This is a genomic window from Marinobacter sp., assembly GCF_040882185.1.
Classification (GTDB): domain Bacteria; phylum Pseudomonadota; class Gammaproteobacteria; order Pseudomonadales; family Oleiphilaceae; genus Marinobacter.
Window position 1 is genome coordinate 39,605 of sequence record NZ_JBBEBW010000029.1, and the last position, 17,978, is coordinate 57,582.

The 17,978-nt window shown below is 53.7% G+C and carries 13 protein-coding genes; 12 read left to right on the forward strand and 1 reads right to left on the reverse strand.

The window, feature by feature from the left end; genetic code table 11:
• Nucleotides 1-151: 151 nt before the first annotated feature.
• Entirely contained in the window at nt 152-2,233 is a 2,082-nt protein-coding gene (locus tag WEB64_RS14505; protein ID WP_368061187.1) for an FAD-dependent oxidoreductase, read from the forward strand.
• Nucleotides 2,234-2,446: 213 nt separating this feature from the next.
• Nucleotides 2,447-3,730, forward strand: coding sequence for a DNA repair protein (locus tag WEB64_RS14510; protein ID WP_368061186.1), 1,284 nt, complete (start codon nt 2,447-2,449; stop codon nt 3,728-3,730).
• A gap of 12 nt (nt 3,731-3,742) precedes the next feature.
• Here WEB64_RS14510 and WEB64_RS14515 read toward each other — a convergent pair whose 3' ends face one another.
• On the reverse strand, nt 3,743-4,681 hold the full coding sequence (locus WEB64_RS14515; protein WP_368061185.1) for a DUF1853 family protein: 939 nt from the start codon (nt 4,679-4,681) through the stop codon (nt 3,743-3,745).
• A gap of 103 nt (nt 4,682-4,784) precedes the next feature.
• On the opposite strand from WEB64_RS14515, the gene WEB64_RS14520 reads away from it, so the two are divergent.
• The 10 genes from WEB64_RS14520 (at nt 4,785) to WEB64_RS14565 (ending at nt 17,931) form a co-directional block, all read left to right on the forward strand.
• Nucleotides 4,785-5,669 carry an NAD(+) kinase gene (locus WEB64_RS14520; protein ID WP_368061184.1) on the forward strand — a complete coding sequence of 295 codons (885 nt, stop codon included), beginning with the start codon at nt 4,785-4,787 and terminating at the stop codon, nt 5,667-5,669.
• Nucleotides 5,670-5,671: 2 nt separating this feature from the next.
• Complete coding sequence (locus WEB64_RS14525) at nt 5,672-6,682, forward strand: metallophosphoesterase (protein WP_368061183.1); 1,011 nt, start codon at nt 5,672-5,674, stop codon at nt 6,680-6,682.
• Between the two features lie 4 nt (nt 6,683-6,686).
• Nucleotides 6,687-7,562, forward strand: coding sequence for a rhomboid family intramembrane serine protease (locus tag WEB64_RS14530; protein WP_368061182.1), 876 nt, complete (start codon nt 6,687-6,689; stop codon nt 7,560-7,562).
• Between the two features lie 115 nt (nt 7,563-7,677).
• Nucleotides 7,678-7,938, forward strand: a complete 261-nt coding sequence (locus WEB64_RS14535) for a YeaC family protein (RefSeq protein WP_368061181.1) — start codon at nt 7,678-7,680, stop codon at nt 7,936-7,938.
• Between the two features lie 9 nt (nt 7,939-7,947).
• Nucleotides 7,948-8,793 (forward strand): DUF2797 domain-containing protein, encoded by an 846-nt coding sequence (locus WEB64_RS14540; RefSeq protein WP_368061180.1) that lies wholly within the window; start codon nt 7,948-7,950, stop codon nt 8,791-8,793.
• A gap of 53 nt (nt 8,794-8,846) precedes the next feature.
• Complete coding sequence (gene pepN / locus WEB64_RS14545) at nt 8,847-11,489, forward strand: aminopeptidase N (protein WP_368061179.1); 2,643 nt, start codon at nt 8,847-8,849, stop codon at nt 11,487-11,489.
• A 196-nt stretch (nt 11,490-11,685) separates the two neighbouring features.
• Nucleotides 11,686-13,074: a DUF1329 domain-containing protein gene (locus tag WEB64_RS14550; RefSeq protein WP_368061178.1), complete on the forward strand. Its 1,389-nt coding sequence runs from the start codon at nt 11,686-11,688 to the stop codon at nt 13,072-13,074.
• A 119-nt stretch (nt 13,075-13,193) separates the two neighbouring features.
• A complete protein-coding gene (locus tag WEB64_RS14555; RefSeq protein ID WP_368061177.1) occupies nt 13,194-14,339 on the forward strand; it encodes a WD40/YVTN/BNR-like repeat-containing protein in 1,146 nt (381 codons plus the stop codon).
• Between the two features lie 47 nt (nt 14,340-14,386).
• Complete coding sequence (locus tag WEB64_RS14560; RefSeq protein WP_368061176.1) at nt 14,387-16,768, forward strand: RND family transporter; 2,382 nt, start codon at nt 14,387-14,389, stop codon at nt 16,766-16,768.
• Between the two features lie 179 nt (nt 16,769-16,947).
• Nucleotides 16,948-17,931, forward strand: coding sequence for a TAXI family TRAP transporter solute-binding subunit (locus tag WEB64_RS14565; RefSeq protein ID WP_368061175.1), 984 nt, complete (start codon nt 16,948-16,950; stop codon nt 17,929-17,931).
• Nucleotides 17,932-17,978 lie beyond the last annotated feature (47 nt).

The window sequence follows — 17,978 nt, forward strand, 5'->3', positions numbered from 1 at the left end:
CTGTCTGACAAGTTATTTGAGGAGTATAAAATGTTATTTCAGGATATTGAGTGCCGCAAGCAGGAAGACTAATTTAGGGCGACCTTTTAACACAGAGTCAGGATAAGTAACCCCTGGCGAATAAGAAACAGCGAATCCTGAGGAGAGCCGTATGACCGCCACTACAGTTACGGAGCCGACACCGGGCCTGAAACATTACCCAAACCTTCTTGAGCCACTGGACCTGGGTTTCACCAAATTACGTAACCGCACGCTAATGGGCTCCATGCACACCGGTTTGGAAGAAGCCAAAGATGGCTTTAACCGACTGGCTGCCTTTTACGCCGAACGGGCTCGGGGTGGGGCAGGGCTGATTGTTACCGGCGGTATCGGTCCAAATGAGGAAGGGGCGGTTTTCCAGCACGCGGCCAAAATGAGCACTGAGGAAGAATCCGACAAGCATAAAATCATCACCGAGGCTGTCCATCAGGCTGACGGCACAATCTGCATGCAAATACTCCATGCCGGACGCTATGCTTATCATCCTGCGCTGGTGGCACCTTCAGCGGTGCAGGCACCGATCAATCCCTTCAAGCCTAATGAACTTGATGAGGCTGGTATCGAGAAGCAGATACAGGCCTATGTCGACTGTGCTGCACTGGCCCAGCGTGCTGGCTATGACGGCGTTGAGGTGATGGGGTCGGAGGGCTATTTCATTAACCAGTTTATCGTAGCCCACACCAATCACAGGACGGATGCCTGGGGTGGCAGTTATGAAAACCGGATTCGCTTGCCTATCGAGATTGTCCGGCGGGTGCGGGAGCGCGTAGGCACAGATTTCATCATTATTTACCGGCTGTCGATGCTTGATCTGATCGAAGACGGCAGCACTTGGGAGGAGGTCGTGGTGCTGGCAAAGGCGATCGAAAAAGCCGGAGCGACGATTATCAATACCGGCATTGGCTGGCACGAAGCCCGGGTACCTACCATTGCGACATCAGTACCGCGGGGAGCCTTCTCCAAGGTCACCGCCCGGCTGAAGAACGAGGTCAGCATTCCGTTGGTCACTACCAATCGGATCAATATGCCCGAAGTAGCTGAGAAAATTCTCGCGGAAGGCGATGCAGACATGGTTTCCATGGCGCGTCCTTTCCTGGCAGATGCGGACCTTGTAAACAAGGCGGCGGTCGACAAGTCGAACGAAATCAATACCTGTATCGGCTGCAATCAGGCGTGTCTTGACCATACCTTCAGCGGTAAGCTGACGTCCTGCTTGGTGAACCCTCGCGCCTGTCATGAAACCGAGCTGACCTACGTCAAAACAGTATCGCCGAAATCTTTAGCCGTCGTTGGGGCGGGCCCCGCTGGTCTGGCTTTCGCGTCGGTTGCGGCAGAGCGCGGTCATAAGGTGACCCTGTTCGATGCCGGTGCGGAGATCGGTGGTCAGTTTAATATCGCCAAACAGATTCCCGGTAAGGAAGAGTTCTATGAAACCTTGCGATATTACCGGGTCATGCTCGACAAATACGGAGTAGAAGTCCGGCTTAATACCCGGGTTGGTGTCGAGGAGCTTAAAGCAGGTGGCTTTGATGAGGTGGTGTTGGCCACTGGCGTGGCGCCTCGCACACCGGATATTGAGGGTATTGATCATTCCAGCGTGATGGGCTACCTGGACGCGATTCTTGGTCGCAAGCCAGTGGGCCGGCGGGTGGCCGTTATTGGTGCCGGCGGTATTGGCTTCGATGTGTCAGAGTTTATTGTGCATAAAGGTAAGTCACCGGCCCTGGATACCGGTGACTTCATGCGGGAGTGGGGTGTGGATCTCACCGTGGAGCATCGGGGCGGTATCAAGGGTATGACGCCGGAGTTGCCGGAGCCTGCCCGGGAGGTTTACCTGTTACAGCGCAAGACGTCCAAGGTGGGTAAGGATCTGGGTAAGACCACAGGCTGGATTCATCGGACGTCGCTCAAGCACCGTCAGGTAAAAATGGTACCCGGTGTGACCTATCGACGCATTGATGACGAAGGCCTGCACGTTACTATTACTCCCAAGGGTGCTGAGCATGGTGAAGACAAAATCCTGCCGGTGGATAGCATCATCATCTGCGCCGGTCAGGAGCCTTTACGTGAACTTCAGCAGGGTCTGGAAGCGTCAGGCTTGCCGGTCCACCTGATTGGTGGAGCGGATGTGGCCGCAGAGCTGGATGCCAAGAGAGCGATCAATCAGGGCAGTCGCCTGGCTGCCGAGCTGTGATGTAGCGCCCCTAATGGATTGTTTGTGCTGAAGCCAACCTGCCGGGGTCGGCTCTTTTCTGTCTGCTTTCCCATGCTCACAAATCTTTGCAGTTTTCATCCAGCCTGGTTGACTGACTGTGGCTACAATAAGTCCAGCAGGTAGCGGATATTCGTAGCGGTTAAGCGCCCACCGGCGTATTTTCGGGTGCGAATGAGCAGATGGGAGTTATTAATGTTTTCGGCCGATCAGTCAACTGACGGATACTCGGCAGTGTTTTTCATGGACGGCGCTCAGGTTGCCCGCCAGATGCGAGCCTCTGAATTCGGGGCTTTTCTGGATGGCTACGTGGGCCTGTCCGACCTTGCAGACACGGACGTACGGGCTGTGTACGTGCTCATGGGTAAAGACTTGCTGATTCGCTCGCTGGTATTTTTCCGCCTCTATTTTGATGAAGAGGGTCGGGCGGATAGCCACTGGAGTGTTCCGGTCGAGAAGCTCGCGTTAAAAGGCGCTAAAGGTCCGGATCTCGGTGCCGGCCCGATTCGGCTGGTCTGTCGCAGCCAGTGTCCTTCGTCGGCCACCTCGGATGAGCTCTGGGACCCGGATATGACCCCGGGTAGTAACCATTTTCAGGCAGTAAGGAAAGCCGCAGCAGCCAACGCGCTGAAATTTCAGAAGCAGGCCGATACCGCGGAAGCGGATGAAAATATTCCCATTCTTCGGTCCGAGCTCGTGAAGGCAGCCACCATATTGGGGGACCCGGAAGCCGGATTGCAGCGCACCCGTCTGGCGAGAATGATCCGGGAGCAGCGGCTGCGTATAAAAACCCTGCAAAGTGTTCACCGGGATGCGTTGACGGATCTGCAGCGGGACAACCGTCTGGAAATCCAGCAATTACGCAGTGAAATGTCGGATCTGCAACAAAAATATGAACGCAAGCTGCTTTCTAACGAACAGTTAAAAAAGCGGCTGGCTGACAGGAACGAACAGTACCTCTCAATTCAGGAAAAGCTGGGGGCAGAATCGAGCTCCCGTAGTGAGAATAGTCACGATCGCCAGACCAACCATGCCGAGGCGGTACTTCTGCGGGAGCAGCTCGAGCGTAAACAGCGCGAAGTGGAGATGAGTAACGACAAGATCGTCTTGCTGCAGCAGGAAAATCATGATCTGCGCCATCGGGAGCCCCCCGATGAATCTCTGATGAAGCAGTTGCATGAGCAGAGCGTGTTCCTGGTGGCCTACCACGCTGGCGTTGGACATATCACGTTGCCATACGGCGACATTGAGCGATATTTTGAAAATCCGGTCGCCTATGCTGCCCACAAATGTGGCATCAACGAGCCCGCCTACCGGGAATGGCTGGTCCATTATGAGAAGCCGGTCTGCCTGCACAAGCTGAAAAATAAAAAGTCGTGCGGCCAGCCGCTGCTGCGGGTGAGTCAGCCTTCCGAATTCGTGCCCGGTCAGGATGACCGTTGTGAAGAGCACCAGGTAGCAGCGACACAACCGGTTTAAATTACCCCAGGATTACGTCGGAGGTGGCGTGGGCCATATCTCTGGCACTACAAAATAACGTTCGGTCTCCTCGTACCCCTGTCCGTCGGCCCTGGCCTCAAGCTTTGCAAAGAGCCGAGGCCGATTGGTTTCGATAACCGCAGCCAGGGTTTCTTTTACAAGGGCAGGTTCCGGTGCGGTGCTGGTTTGACAGGGGCCAAGCCAGTGTGGTTTTCGCAGAGGAATCCAATGATCAGTATCAATACTGGCCAGATCGCTGTGACGCAGCCAATACCCCCTCTCATGATCGGCATTCGCCCAGCACGGTGCGCTCGCCTGGGGGCCGGACATGGGGTAAAACAGGTTGCCCGGTAACGCCATCGCCGGAGTGATCGGACTGTCGAGCTCACGGCTGCCTAGCAGTGCTTTTGTTTCCGCCCGCTCTGTCATCCGGCATTGGTGGTCCATCATGCGACGGGTTTTGAGATCCAGACGGTCATGAGCATTCGGCCCGAACCACATCGTCTCCCCGCGATCCACAAAACCGAGATAAAATTTTACGGCCACCTCGATATGTTCCAACTGGCCGGTTAAAGGGTTGCACACGACAAAGTCCAGTTCTCCCAGAGTACGACCGGCACTGTTCCTGATTGGTGTGTTGCGTAACACCACCGGCCACTCCAGAATAGACGCCAGGGCGTAGTGGTACAGGCTTTCGAAATAGTGCCCAAGTCGCCGGGAGGAGCCGTTTTCGAGGTGCGCGAGCAAAGGCTCCGGGTGTTGATCAAGTGTCAGAAGCCGCTTCAGAACGTCCTCAGGCAAATGGTCTGCTATCGAAAACGCCGGACCGCAAGCCACCAGGGAAGGTGCCTCGCATAGCCACGCCAGATGCCGGACTGCTGGCGTCTGCCAGAATCGCCGCCGCTGGTGTTCTGGCAGATGGGCTTGACCGGATTCATTGTGAAAAAACATTCTTCGCGCCTTACTTCTTGCAATGATCGTTTTCAGAAGTACCCCGTAATTCGTTAAGATGCGACCATAACGCACATCAAAGTCTTAATTTACAGGAATTTCCATGGATCAATTCAGGAATATTGGCGTGATTGGCCGAATGGGCAGCGTTAAGGTTGTTGAATCCTTGCGCCAGCTCCGAAACTATCTGGTCAACGAGAATTACCACGTCATCCTGGAATCCGATACCGCAGCCATGTTGCCGGGGCACGGTTTACAGGTTGCCAGCAAGAAAATACTGGGTGAAATCTGTGACTTGGTGATCGTGGTCGGCGGTGATGGCAGTTTGTTGGGAGCCGCAAGGGAGCTGGCGAAATCAAAGATACCGTTGTTGGGCGTTAATCGCGGCCGCCTTGGGTTCCTGACCGACGTTTCTCCCCACGACATGGAAGAGCGCCTGGGTAAAGTGTTGCAGGGTGAGTATATTGAAGAGCATCGTTTCCTGCTTGACGCCTATGTGGAGCGTAACGGTCAGCCTCTGGGGTTCGGTTCGGCGCTGAATGATGTGGTGTTGCACCCCGGCAAGTCGACCCGAATGATCGGCTTCGATCTCTACGTGGACGGTCACTTTGTTTACAGCCAGCGTTCTGATGGGCTGATTGTCTCTACCCCCACAGGTTCAACGGCATACTCGCTGTCTGCGGGCGGCCCTATTATGCATCCCAAGCTGGACGCTATCGTCCTGGTTCCCATGTTTCCCCATACCCTGAGCAGCCGCCCCATTGTGGTGGACGGTAAGAGCGAGATAAAACTGGTCATTGGTGACACCAATGAGACTTACCCCCAGATAAGTTTCGACGGGCAAACCGATATCTCCTGTGCGCCCGGTGACGTCATCCGGATCACCAAAAAGCCGTTCAAGATTCGTCTGATTCATCCGACGGATCACAATTTTTACGCCACCTGCCGTGAAAAACTTGGCTGGGCCAGCGAAATAGCAGCGAGCTAACGATGGTTGTTCACAAATCAGCGTCCCGTGGTTTTGACATAATTGGCGACATTCATGGCTGTGCCAACACGCTTGCGCGCCTGCTGGATCAGATGGGATACCGTAAGGTTAACGGTATTTATCAGCACCCGCGTCGCCAGGCCGTGTTTATCGGGGATATTATCGATCGTGGGCCGCGCATCCGTGAGGCGCTGCATATGGTGCGGGATATGGTAGATCATGGGTTCGCCCAGATTGTCATGGGTAACCACGAATACAACGCGCTCGGGTATTGTACCCGAGCCCGACCGGGCAGCGGCCGCAAATGGCTGCGGGAGCACAACGCTCGTCATGACCGGTTGATCAAGGAAACCCTTGATCAGTTTGAGCATTATCCACACGAATGGAACGAATTTCTGGAATGGTTCTACACTATTCCGCTGTTTCTGGAGGAAGAGGATTTCCGAGCCGTTCATGCCTGCTGGGACAGAAACCTGATCGAGAAATTCAAGCAGATTCAGGGCGGCAACTGTATTAATGAGGACTTTCTCCATGCTTCCTCTGCCATTGAGTCTTTCGCCGGTCAGGTCATGGATAACCTTCTCAGGGGTACTGATCTGCGTCTGCCGGAGGGGCTTTCGATTACCGGTAGCGATGGCTATACACGTGAGTTTTTCCGGACTCGGTTCTGGGCGGATGATCCTCAGACCTATGCGGATGTGGTGTTTCAGCCCGATCCGTTGCCTCCCGAAATCGCCCAACGCCCGTTGAGCAAAGCGGAGAAAAAACAATTACTCAGTTATCCCGAGTCTGAGCCTCCGGTATTTGTAGGTCATTACTGGATGGAAGGAGAGCCTGCGCCACTGAAGTCAAATGTGGCCTGTATTGATTTCAGCGCCGTAAAATACGGCAAATTGGTGGCGTACCGAATGGACGGCGAAAAAGTGCTGTCGAAAGACAAATTTGTTTCGGTGGATGTGGAGCGGCCAGAGCAGGCGGGCACCTTCCAGTCGGAAGACAGCGTGGCGAGGTAAGTGGGTGTATCGTGTAAAACAGATTGAGAGCAGTATCGATTTAGCCGGTTTTAGCTTGTGGCTCAATCAGCATCATATCGTTCACCGGATCACCGAGGAGGGAGGTCAACAGGTGCTCTGGCTGGAGGATTCGGGTGAGGCTGAGCCCGTTCTGGCCGCCCTGGATCAGTTTATTTCTCAACCAGAACTGCGAGCGGAGGTTAATGCTGCCAGCCATTCTCCTGTTCACGTAGCGGGTCGCTGGCAACCCTCACCAAAGCATGCACCGCTGGTTCTTTCGGCCATAATACTGGCTGCAATCATGGCTTGGGTAACGGGGCTTGGGCAGAGCGAACTGACGGCATGGCTGATGTTTGTGGACCCCAGGGCATATGGCTGGGCCAGTTTTGATCTGCGAATGACCGCCTTTATGGAAACCATGGCGTCCGGTCAATTCTGGCGCCTGGTGAGCCCGGACTTCCTGCATTTCAGCTGGCCACATGTCATTTTCAATTCGGTGATGCTTTGGTTTCTGGGAAGCCAGATTGAATGGTTTGACGGAAAAGGGCGGCTGATAGCGCTTTTTCTGGTAACCAGCCTGGCTTCCAATGGTCTTCAGTATATGATTTCCGGGCCGCTGTTCGGTGGCCTGTCCGGCGTCGTATATGGGGTACTGGGTTACTGTTGGCTTAGTCAGCAACGAGTGCACAGATTCCAGTTTCCACCGGCCCTGGTGATATTCGCAGTGGTGTGGATGTTGATCGGCTTTACGCCGTTGCCGGAGTGGCTGGGCATGGGACGGATGGCTAACGAGGCTCACTTGGGCGGCTTTCTGGCAGGTCTTCTGATGGCGGTCGCGATGCCATTATCAAAAAAAACCCCGCCAGAAGGCGGGGTATAAAAAGAGCATAAAGCTCTTGATGAGAGAGACCAAATGCAAACGACCTTTGCGACTTGGTTTAATAATGATAATCGTTATCATTTAGATCTGTCAACCTCTTTTGAGGAAAATTTTGATGACTTACGATGAATTAATCGAGCGCCTGGATCCGGCGGTCTACCAGAGCCTGAAAAAAGCGATAGAACTGGGTAAATGGCCGGACGGCCGGGCGATTTCTCCAGAGCAGCGCGCCATCTGCATGGAAGCCGTGCTGCACTATGAAGGCTTGCACAACATTCCGGAGCAGGAGCGTGTTGGGTACATTGATCGAAAAAAAGCTGGCGGCGACGCCTGTGACACGGATGATGGCACCTCGCCCATTCGTATTCTGAACTGAGGTAAACGTTTGACTGCTTTGATTGACGTGTCCGGTCGGTTGACCAAAATGCCTGCTGAAGCTGGATTGCCGGTCAGCTATAACCTGAAGATTGGCGATACCCGGTTGCCCCTTAACGAACTGATTGGGCGTCCAATACAGATCGAATTTGAAGGCATGATCCGGTGTATCCATTGTGACAGGAGCACCAATAAAAGTTTCAGTCAGGGTTACTGTTATCCCTGCTTCCGGAAACTGGCGGCCTGCGACACCTGTATAATGAGTCCGGAAAAGTGTCATTATCATCTGGGCACCTGCCGTGAACCCGAATGGGGTGAAACCCATTGTATGGTTGATCACGTGGTGTACCTTGCGAACTCTTCAGGGCTAAAGGTCGGCATTACCCGTGGCACCCAGGTGCCGACCCGCTGGATTGATCAAGGTGCGGTATCCGCTATCCCGATGCTACAGGTAGCCACCCGTCAACTCGCCGGTCTGGTTGAGGTGGTCTGCAAACAGCATGTGGCGGATCGCACCAACTGGCGTGCCATGCTCAAAGGGGATGTGCCTGAACTGGATCTCGCTGGGGAGCGATCTGCTTTGTTGTGCCGGATTCAACCTGAATTGGCGGAGTTGCGTGAGCAACATGGCGACGACGCCCTGCGGGAAGCAAGCGGGGAAGCGTTGGATCTGAGTTACCCGGTTGAAGTCTGGCCCGAGAAAGTTAAAACCCATAATCTGGACAAAACGCCGACGGTCAATGGAATTTTACAGGGTATCAAAGGTCAGTACCTGATTCTGGACACGGGTGTAATCAACATCCGCAAGTACACGGCGTATCATATCCGTTTACAGGTTTATCCCCGCGCGGGCTGACCCTGTCCTAAATTTCCGGTGCGTCATACCTGCACCCATATTGGAGACACTCAATGCGTACCCAAGAGCATCGCACCATTTACCTCAACGAATATCGGGTTCCCGTGTTTCTCGTAGATCATGTTGCTCTTCGGTTCGAGCTGTTCGAGGACGGCACCAGAGTGCACAGTACGATGAAGCTTCGTCGCAACCCGGACTCAGAGAGCAGTGACACCAAGCTGGAACTGGACGGCGACAGCCTGACGCTGGAAACCATTTCCCTTAACGGTCAGACCCTGGCAAATGGGGACTATGACGACAAGGGTGGCAAGCTGATTGTTCATGAGGTATCGGATGAATTCAGTCTGACCATCGTCACCTGGATTGAGCCTCAGAATAATACCCGGTTAGAGGGCTTGTATAAATCTTCCGGTATGTTCTGTACCCAGTGTGAGGCCGAGGGCTTTCGCTGTATCACATTTTTTCCGGATCGCCCGGACGTGATGGCGCGCTTCAGTACCCGCATTGAAGCGGATAAGGCCCGTTATCCGATTCTGCTGTCTAACGGAAACGACGTCGAGCGTGGTGACCTGGACGATGGTCGGCATTTTGTTACCTGGGAAGATCCCTTCCCCAAACCCAGCTACCTTTTCGCGTTGGTCGCCGGCGACCTGGTCGAAAAGAAAGATAGCTTCACCACGATGTCGGGGCGGGAAATCGACCTGCGGATGTATGTAGAGCCGCGCAACAGTGAGAAGTGCGACCATGCGCTGGATTCACTCAAACGTTCCATGCGCTGGGACGAAGATGTGTATGGGCGCGAGTATGACCTTGATATCTTCATGATTGTTGCCGTTGACGACTTCAATATGGGGGCCATGGAAAACAAAGGGCTGAATATTTTCAACTCTTCCTGCGTACTTGCCAGTTCCGATACCGCGACTGATGCGGCCTACCAGCGCATTGAGGCCATCGTCGCCCACGAGTATTTTCACAACTGGTCTGGTAACCGGGTGACCTGCCGTGACTGGTTTCAGCTCAGCCTCAAAGAAGGCTTCACGGTGTTCCGTGATTCCCAGTTTTCATCCGATATGGGATCGGCCACGGTCAAGCGTATCGAGGATGCCACGCTGCTGCGTACCGCCCAGTTTGCTGAAGATGCGGGCCCGATGGCGCACCCCGTGCGACCAGCCTCCTACATGGAAATCACCAATTTTTACACCCTGACCATCTATGAGAAGGGCTGCGAAGTCGTCGGTATGATCCACACGTTGCTGGGCCCCGAACTGTTCCGCAAAGGCAGCGATCTTTATTTTGAGCGGCATGATGGGCAAGCGGTTACCACTGATGATTTCGTCAAGGCCATGGAAGATGCCAGTGGGCGCGACCTGAGCCAGTTCCGCCTCTGGTATGAACAGGCCGGTACTCCGGTAATTTCCGTTAAAGATGAATTCGATGTCGAACGAAAAATCTATCGGCTCAACATTCGGCAGCAAGTTCCCGATACTCCGGGACAACGCAATAAGAAGCCACAACATATCCCCTTTGCAGTGGGCATTCTGAACTCGCAGGGTGAAGATCAGCCTCTGAAGCTCGATCCAGCTGAAAATGACGCGCCAACAGAGCGCGTACTGGAGCTGACCGAAGCAGAACACACCTTCGAGTTTCACGATATTGAAGCACGTCCGGTTCCGTCCCTGCTCAGAAATTTCTCTGCACCGGTTCGGGTGCGCTATTCCTGGACCCGGGAACAGTTGATCTTCCTGATGAATTACGATTCTGACGGATTTAATCGTTGGGACGCAGGACAACGTCTCGCAATTGATGTGGTCCAGTCTCTGGTGGGCCAGCCCAGCGAAACGCCGGTTGAGCCGCGGCTGGTCACTGCGTATGGGCACCTGCTGACTGATTCAGGGCTGGATCAGGCCATGGTCGCAAAAATGCTTCAGTTGCCCAGTGAGGCGTATCTGCTGGAACTTAATGATGCCGCGGATGTACAGGGCATTTGTGAAGCCCGAACCCGAGTGCTCAACCACCTGGCGTTGAGTCTGCGGGAAGAGCTGGTGGCCTGCTACCACCGCAATTCGGAGTCTGGTCCCTACCAACCAACTCCAGAGGCTATGACTCGGCGGACCTTGCGCAATTCAGCCCTCGGCTGGCTGTTACAGATCAATGACGAGGAAGGTCGTGTGCTGGCTCTGAAGCAGTTCCGGGAAGCTGGAAATATGACAGACCAGTCCGCCGCTTTGAGGGCGCTTGTAAACTCTGACTTCGAGGAAGACAGAGCACGGGTGTTGGCGGAGTTCTACCAGCAATGGCAGCACGATCCGCTGGTCGTGGAACAATGGTTCGCCGTGCAGGCCAGCAGCCCGAAGGCGGGTAGTCTTGAAGCAGTTAATGCACTGCTGGAGCACCCTGCATTCGACTGGAAAAATCCAAACAAGATCCGGGCCGTGGTTGGTGTTTTTGCAGGGCAAAACCTGATCAATTTCCACGCCAGAGATGCGTCAGGCTATGATTTTCTTGCCCGTCATATTATTCGCCTTGACGATAGCAATCCGCAGATTGCCGCCCGTCTGGTAGCGCCGTTGACGCGCTGGCGGCAATATGCCGAAACCTATCGGAACGGTATGAAAGCTGCGCTTGAATCGGTGCGGGATAAGTCCAGCCTGTCACCGGACGTATACGAAGTTGTGTACAAGAGCCTTGCTGACTGACCTCCTGAGTCCTCAGGAGGGTGGCGCAATAACCTTACAACCGGGCCTGCTGGCCCGGCTGTTTTTGTACCATTCGGATACAAAATCGCACTTTCGGTCGATGGACAACTCTGCCCGATCAGTTAATCTCGGACCCTGGTAATTATAATAAAGAGAAGCCATCAAGGCTTTCTAGACGCATCTAGGGTTGTAACTAATGACAATCAAAAAGAATTGGCTTTTGGGCAGCGTTTTCGCTTTCTCTGTGGCAGCTTCACCGGTGATGGCGGCAGTTTCCGCGAGCGAAGCTGCGCGTCTTGGTAATGAGCTCACCCCATTCGGTTCTTTGAAGGCAGGCAATGGCGCGGGCACCATACCTGCGTGGGCTGGCGGACTCACGGAAGCTCCAGCCGGTTATACCGGTTCAGGGCAGCACCATATTAATCCGTTCCCCAATGACGAAGTTCTCTTCACCATTACTGCCCGAAACGCTGAGCAATATGGTGAATTTCTGTCAGACGGCGTAAAGGCATTGCTTGATACCTATCCCGCCAGCTTCAATGTGCCGGTTTACCAGACTCGCAGGACTCACGCCGTACCGGAATTCGTAGCCAGGAATACCCAGGAAAACGCCACCAATGCTTCAATTGTAGGGCAGGGCGAGGGTCTGGACGGTGCTTATGGCGGTTACCCGTTCCCAATTCTACATGGCAGTAATGAAGAGAAGGCCTGGCAGGTTATCTGGAATCACCTGACTCGCTGGCGGGGTATTTCCATCACCCGTCGTTCCAGTGAAGTGGCAGTCCAGCAGGATGGCGACTATTCGTTGGTGACGTCTCAGCAAGAAGCTTTTTTTAACTTCTATAACCCGGAAGGTGGCGAGGCTGAACTTGATAACATCATCTTCTACTATCTCTCGTTCACCCAGTCTCCTCCGCGGCTTGCCGGCGGCGCCATTCTCGTTCATGAAACTCTTAATCAGATCGTTAATCCGCGCAATGGCTGGGGCTATAACGCGGGTCAGCGTCGTGTAAGGCGAGCGCCAAACCTGGGTTACGATTCTCCGATTGCTGCAGCCGATAATCTGCGTACTGCCGATGATACTGATATTTTCAACGGAGCACTTGATCGCTATAACTGGCAGTACGAAGGCATGCGGGAAATGTACATTCCCTACAACAATTACGAAATTGGCAGGAAAGGTCTGCCATACTCGGAAATTCTGGGTGTTTCTCACGTTAATCCGGACCTCACCCGCTGGGAATTGCACCGGGTTCACGTCGTCGAGGCTACCTTGAAAGAAGGCGAGCGCCATATTTACGGCAAGCGTCGGTTCTACGTTGATGCCGACAGCTGGAATACGGTGTTGCTGGATCAATATGATGGCCGAGGCGAACTCTGGCGGGTCAGTATGGGCCTCCTGAAGAACTATTATGAGCTGCCGGGCGTCTGGACTGCGCTGGAAGTGTTTCATGACCTTCAGGCTCGTCGATACCACGTGCAAGGACTGGATACCGAGGAGCCCCAGACACGGGTCTTCACGGACGATGTACCGAACAAGCGGTATTTCTCACCGGCATCCCTTCGACGCAGAAGCGTTCGCTGAGGTTCAGGGTTTTCAATGCTGAATAATGTGAAATATTGAAGTCGTTGCTTACGCAACCAGCGCCGGCACTCTGACGGGTGCTGGCACTTGTATACCAACACAACATGAAGGCAATGCGAATGGCTACAAGGTTAACGCGCAAAACAATCGGAGCGGTTTGCCTCGGCATTTCTCTGGTAACGGCGGCGCCTGCCGCTTTCGCCGTAGGGGATTTGCTGGAGACACCGGCACGAGAAACAACACTGGCGGCAGAGTATCTGCTCAACGACGTTGCGGTCGCAGGAGAGCGCGTCGTCGCAGTGGGTGAGCGTGGCCATATTATCTATTCAGATGATGAGGGTGAATCCTGGGTCCAGGCCGAAGTGCCTGTTTCAGTGACCCTGACAGCCATCGATTTTGGCACCCCGACTGACGGTTGGGCCGTGGGCCATAGTGGTGTGGTCATGCACTCTTCAGATGCTGGTGAATCCTGGGCCATCCAGCTAGACGGGTTTCGCGCAGCGGAGCTTGCCATAGCAGCCAAGGAAGAGCGTATCGAGATTCTTGAGGCAGAGCTGGAAGAGGCTCCGGAGGAAGAGCGGGAAGACCTTGAGTGGGCACTCGATGATGTGTACTTCACGCTTGAGAACATGAAAGCCGACCTGGATATTGGGCCTGTTAACCCCATGCTCGATGTCTGGTTCGAAGATGCTGACCACGGTTTTGTGATTGGCGCCTACGGCATGATCTTCAGAACTACCGACGGCGGTGAAAGCTGGCGCGACTGGTCTGATCAGGTAGCAAATCCGTCTGGTTACCACCTGAACGGCATAACGGATGTCGCCGGTGGTGCGCTGGTAATCGTGGGGGAGGCAGGTGTCATACTGGTGTCCACCGATAGCGGCGATACCTGGGAAGCACAGGAAAGCCCCTACACGGGCTCTCTTTTTGGAGTGATCGGCACGGGTGATGTCAATGAAATCCTCACTTATGGATTAAGAGGTAATATTTTTCTGTCCACGGACCTTGGTCGCAGTTGGGCGACGATCACCAACGAAGCCGGTGCGACGCTCAATGGCGGAACCATCGCTGAGGATGGCCGTGTCGTGCTTGTTGGCAATGGTGGTGTGGTGTTGTCCAGTACTGATGGAGGCGAAAGCTTCCGCAGCTATTTTCGCAGTGACCGGGAAGGCCTGATGACCGTCTTGCCGGTAGCTGAAAACCGACTTCTCCTGATGGGAGAAAGCGGTGTAGTGACTGCAGACGCACTCGGAAAAAATCTCTAATCACGCCCTGATGTGGCAACGACAGAATGAATCAAGAGGGTCATTGAATGTCCAACCCCAAGCACAACAAGGGCGAGCATTACTTAACTACGCCGAAAGCCGAGCCGTTTCTCGAGCGGATCATATTTAATAATCGGGCCATCATACTGATAGCGTTTTTGTTCCTGACGTTGTTTCTTGGTTACAACGCGATAAAAATCCAGCCGGATGCCAGTTTTGAGCGGATGATCCCGCTTGAACACCCTTACATTGTCAATATGCTTGAGCACCGGGATGATCTGGAAAACCTCGGTAATTTCGTGCGTATTGCTGTTGAGGTTAAAGAAGGCGATATTTTCACTCAAGAGTACATGGAGACGCTCAAGCAGATTACCGATGAGGTTTTCTATCTTAGCGGGGTTGATCGTTCGGGTCTCAAGTCACTCTGGACCGCTAACGTTCGCTGGGTGGAAGTTACTGAGCAGGGGTTCCAGGGCGGTACAGTCATTCCAGACACCTACGACGGCAGTCGTGACAGTCTGGAAGCACTGCGTCAGAACATCCTCAGGTCCAGCGAAGTTGGCCGCCTGGTTGCGGATAACTTCAAGTCCACCATTGTATACGCTCCGCTATATGAGACCGACCCCAGCACTGGCAAGCCGCTGGACTATGCCAGTTTTTCGCGGGCGCTCGAAGAAAAGATACGCGACAAATATGAGGGCCAGAACCCTAATATCGATATTCATATTGTCGGGTTCGCAAAGAAAGTCGGTGACCTGATCGAAGGTATTGCTTCCATCGCCTGGTTTGCAGGTATCACCATTTTACTGACCACTGTATTGCTGTTCTGGTACTCGCGCTGCATTGCCGGCACGCTGGTTCCGGTGTTTTCGTCTATCGTGGCGGTATTCTGGCAGCTCGGCATACTGAAATTGCTGGGTTATGGTCTTGATCCCTACTCGGTGCTGGTGCCTTTTCTCGTGTTTGCGATCGGAATAAGTCATGGGGTGCAAGTGGTCAATGCCATGGCAGTGGAAGCGGCTAAAGGGTTTGATCCCATTACGGCTGCGAGACTGGCATTCAGGGCGCTCTATATTCCCGGCATGCTGGCCCTGATCTCTGACGCGTTTGGTTTTCTTACGCTGTTGTTCATCCAGATTGATGTCATCAAAGATCTGGCTGTAGCCGCTGGAGTGGGGGTCGCCATTGTCATCGTGACCAATCTGGTACTGCATCCTCTGATCATGTCGTATATCGGCATCACCAAGGGCGGTGTGAAACACGTTCAGAACCACGGTGAAAAACAGGATCGCAAGTGGCGGGTCATGTCTTACTTTGCGCATCCGGGTGTCGCCCCAATTTCTCTGCTGATTGCTGTGATCGGTCTGGGGGTCGGGCTTTACTTCAAGCAGGATCTCAAGGTCGGTGACCTTGATCAGGGCGCCCCGGAGCTGCGCGCGGACTCCCGTTACAATCTGGACAATGCGTTTATCATTGATAACTATTCCACCAGTGCCGATGTACTTGTGGTGATGGTGAAGACACCGGTTGAGCAGTGCACCCAATATAATGTGTTACGCGCTATGGATCAGTTGCAGTGGGAGCTTCAGAACACTCCGGGTGTGCAATCCTCGGTCTCACTGGCAGACGTGTCCAAAGTGGTGACCAAGGCGCTTAACGAAGGTAACTGGAAATGGTTTGAAATTTCCCGGAACCAGACCATCATTAATGCCTCGATCCGTGAAGCTCCGGCCGGGCTGATCAATACCAACTGTAGCCTGACCCCGGTATTGGTTTTCCTCGAGGACCACAAAGCTGAAACTCTGGATTCTGCGGTTGAACGGGTTGAAGAGTTTGCCCAGAACAATAGTAATGAGGAGCATACCTTCCTGCTTGCAGCAGGTAACGCAGGTGTCGAAGCGGCAACCAATGACGTGATCTCGGGCGCCAAGAATATGATGCTCATATTCGTCTACGGCGTCGTGAGTTTGTTGTGTTTCCTCACCTTCCGCTCCATCCGTGCGGTCGCCTGTATCGTCATCCCGCTGGGCCTTACCTCGATTCTGTGTGAAGCCATCATGGCGGTCTCTGGAATCGGTATCAAGGTTGCCACGCTGCCGGTAATTGCGCTTGGCGTCGGCATCGGTGTGGATTATGGTATTTATATCTACAGCAAACTTGAACGGTACATTCTGGAAGGAAAATCGCTTCAGGAGGCCTACTTTGAAACCCTGCGCTCAACGGGTAAGGCAGTGGTATTCACGGGCGTGACTCTGGGCCTTGGGGTAGTGACCTGGATTTTCTCTCCGATCAAGTTCCAGGCGGACATGGGCTTCTTGCTCTTCTTTATGTTCCTTTGGAACATGATCGGCGCGATCTGGCTGCTGCCAGCATTGGCAAGGTTCCTCCTGCGTCCCGACAAGATGCTTGAGAAAGCCCGCGCCAAATAGCATTTACGTTTGATTTCAGAGCCCGCTCAAGCGGGCTTTTTTATGGTCATTCATGTAGTTAGCGAATTAAACCATGCTTTATTTTACCGTCGTTTTGGACTATGTTCTTAAATGAACGATCTGTGTGTCTGTGTGTAATAACAGGCAACGAAATAAAACCAATAAATAAGGACTCTCTCATGGCACTTCGATCTGGACTGACAACATTGGCGCTTGCCGGTGCTATTAGCCTGGCCGTTGGTTCCGCTGTTGCATCAGCAGAAGAACAGCGCTTTGTCACCATCGGTACCGGTGGCGTTACCGGCGTTTATTATCCTGCAGGCGGTGCGATTTGCCGCCTGGTTAACATGGACCGCAAAGAACACGGCATCCGGTGTTCCGTTGAAAGTACCGGCGGCTCGATCTACAACCTCAATGCGATCCGCCAGGGTGAGCTGGATCTCGCGGTCGCCCAGTCAGATTGGCAATATCACGCCTACAATGGCTCCAGTGAGTTCGAGAGTGACGGCAAAAATGAGAAGCTGAGAGCGGTTTTCTCCCTTCACCCGGAACCGTTCACTGTGGTGGCCAGCAAGGGATCGCAGATCAAGAATTTTGAAGACCTGGCTGGTAAGCGAGTATCTGTCGGTAACCCTGGGTCTGGCCAGCGTGCAACTGCCGAAGTGTTGATGGAGGAAATGGGCTGGACCATGGACAAGTATGCCCTGGCTGCGGAGTTGAAGGCGGCTGAGCAGTCCCAGGCGTTGTGTGATGGCAACATCGATGCGTTCTTTTACACGGTTGGCCATCCGTCCGGCTCAATCAAGGAAGCAACGACTTCCTGTGATAGCGTACTGGTGAATGTGGATAATGAAGCCACCAAGAAGTTAGTGGCTGATAATCCATATTATCGGGTTGCTACCATTCCAGGAGGCATGTATCGCGGTGCCGATGAAGACACCACGACCTTTGGCGTTGCGGCGACCTTTGTGACGTCCTCTGATGTTGCAGACGATGTGGTCTATGAAGTTGTTAAGGCTGTTTTCGAGAACTTCGACAGTTTTAAACGCTTGCATCCGGCGTTTGGAAACCTCGATAAGTCCGAAATGGTTTCTGATGCTTTAAGTGCGCCTCTACACCCGGGTGCAGAGAAATACTATAAAGAAGCCGGCTTGCTAAAGTAAGTCTGTCCCAAAAGCCGGGCATGACCAGTGCTTGCCCGGCCATTCTG

What these genes read in the sequence shown, in the direction of transcription:
- WEB64_RS14505 (WP_368061187.1), top strand. Translation starts at nt 152, where the DNA reads ATGACCGCCACTACAGTTACGGAGCCGACACCGGGCCTGAAACATTAC.
- WEB64_RS14510 (WP_368061186.1), top strand. Translation starts at nt 2,447, where the DNA reads ATGTTTTCGGCCGATCAGTCAACTGACGGATACTCGGCAGTGTTTTTC.
- WEB64_RS14515 (WP_368061185.1), bottom strand. Translation starts at nt 4,681, where the DNA reads ATGTTTTTTCACAATGAATCCGGTCAAGCCCATCTGCCAGAACACCAG.
- WEB64_RS14520 (WP_368061184.1), top strand. Translation starts at nt 4,785, where the DNA reads ATGGATCAATTCAGGAATATTGGCGTGATTGGCCGAATGGGCAGCGTT.
- WEB64_RS14525 (WP_368061183.1), top strand. Translation starts at nt 5,672, where the DNA reads ATGGTTGTTCACAAATCAGCGTCCCGTGGTTTTGACATAATTGGCGAC.
- WEB64_RS14535 (WP_368061181.1), top strand. Translation starts at nt 7,678, where the DNA reads ATGACTTACGATGAATTAATCGAGCGCCTGGATCCGGCGGTCTACCAG.
- pepN (WP_368061179.1), top strand. Translation starts at nt 8,847, where the DNA reads ATGCGTACCCAAGAGCATCGCACCATTTACCTCAACGAATATCGGGTT.
- WEB64_RS14550 (WP_368061178.1), top strand. Translation starts at nt 11,686, where the DNA reads ATGACAATCAAAAAGAATTGGCTTTTGGGCAGCGTTTTCGCTTTCTCT.
- WEB64_RS14555 (WP_368061177.1), top strand. Translation starts at nt 13,194, where the DNA reads ATGGCTACAAGGTTAACGCGCAAAACAATCGGAGCGGTTTGCCTCGGC.
- WEB64_RS14560 (WP_368061176.1), top strand. Translation starts at nt 14,387, where the DNA reads ATGTCCAACCCCAAGCACAACAAGGGCGAGCATTACTTAACTACGCCG.
- WEB64_RS14565 (WP_368061175.1), top strand. Translation starts at nt 16,948, where the DNA reads ATGGCACTTCGATCTGGACTGACAACATTGGCGCTTGCCGGTGCTATT.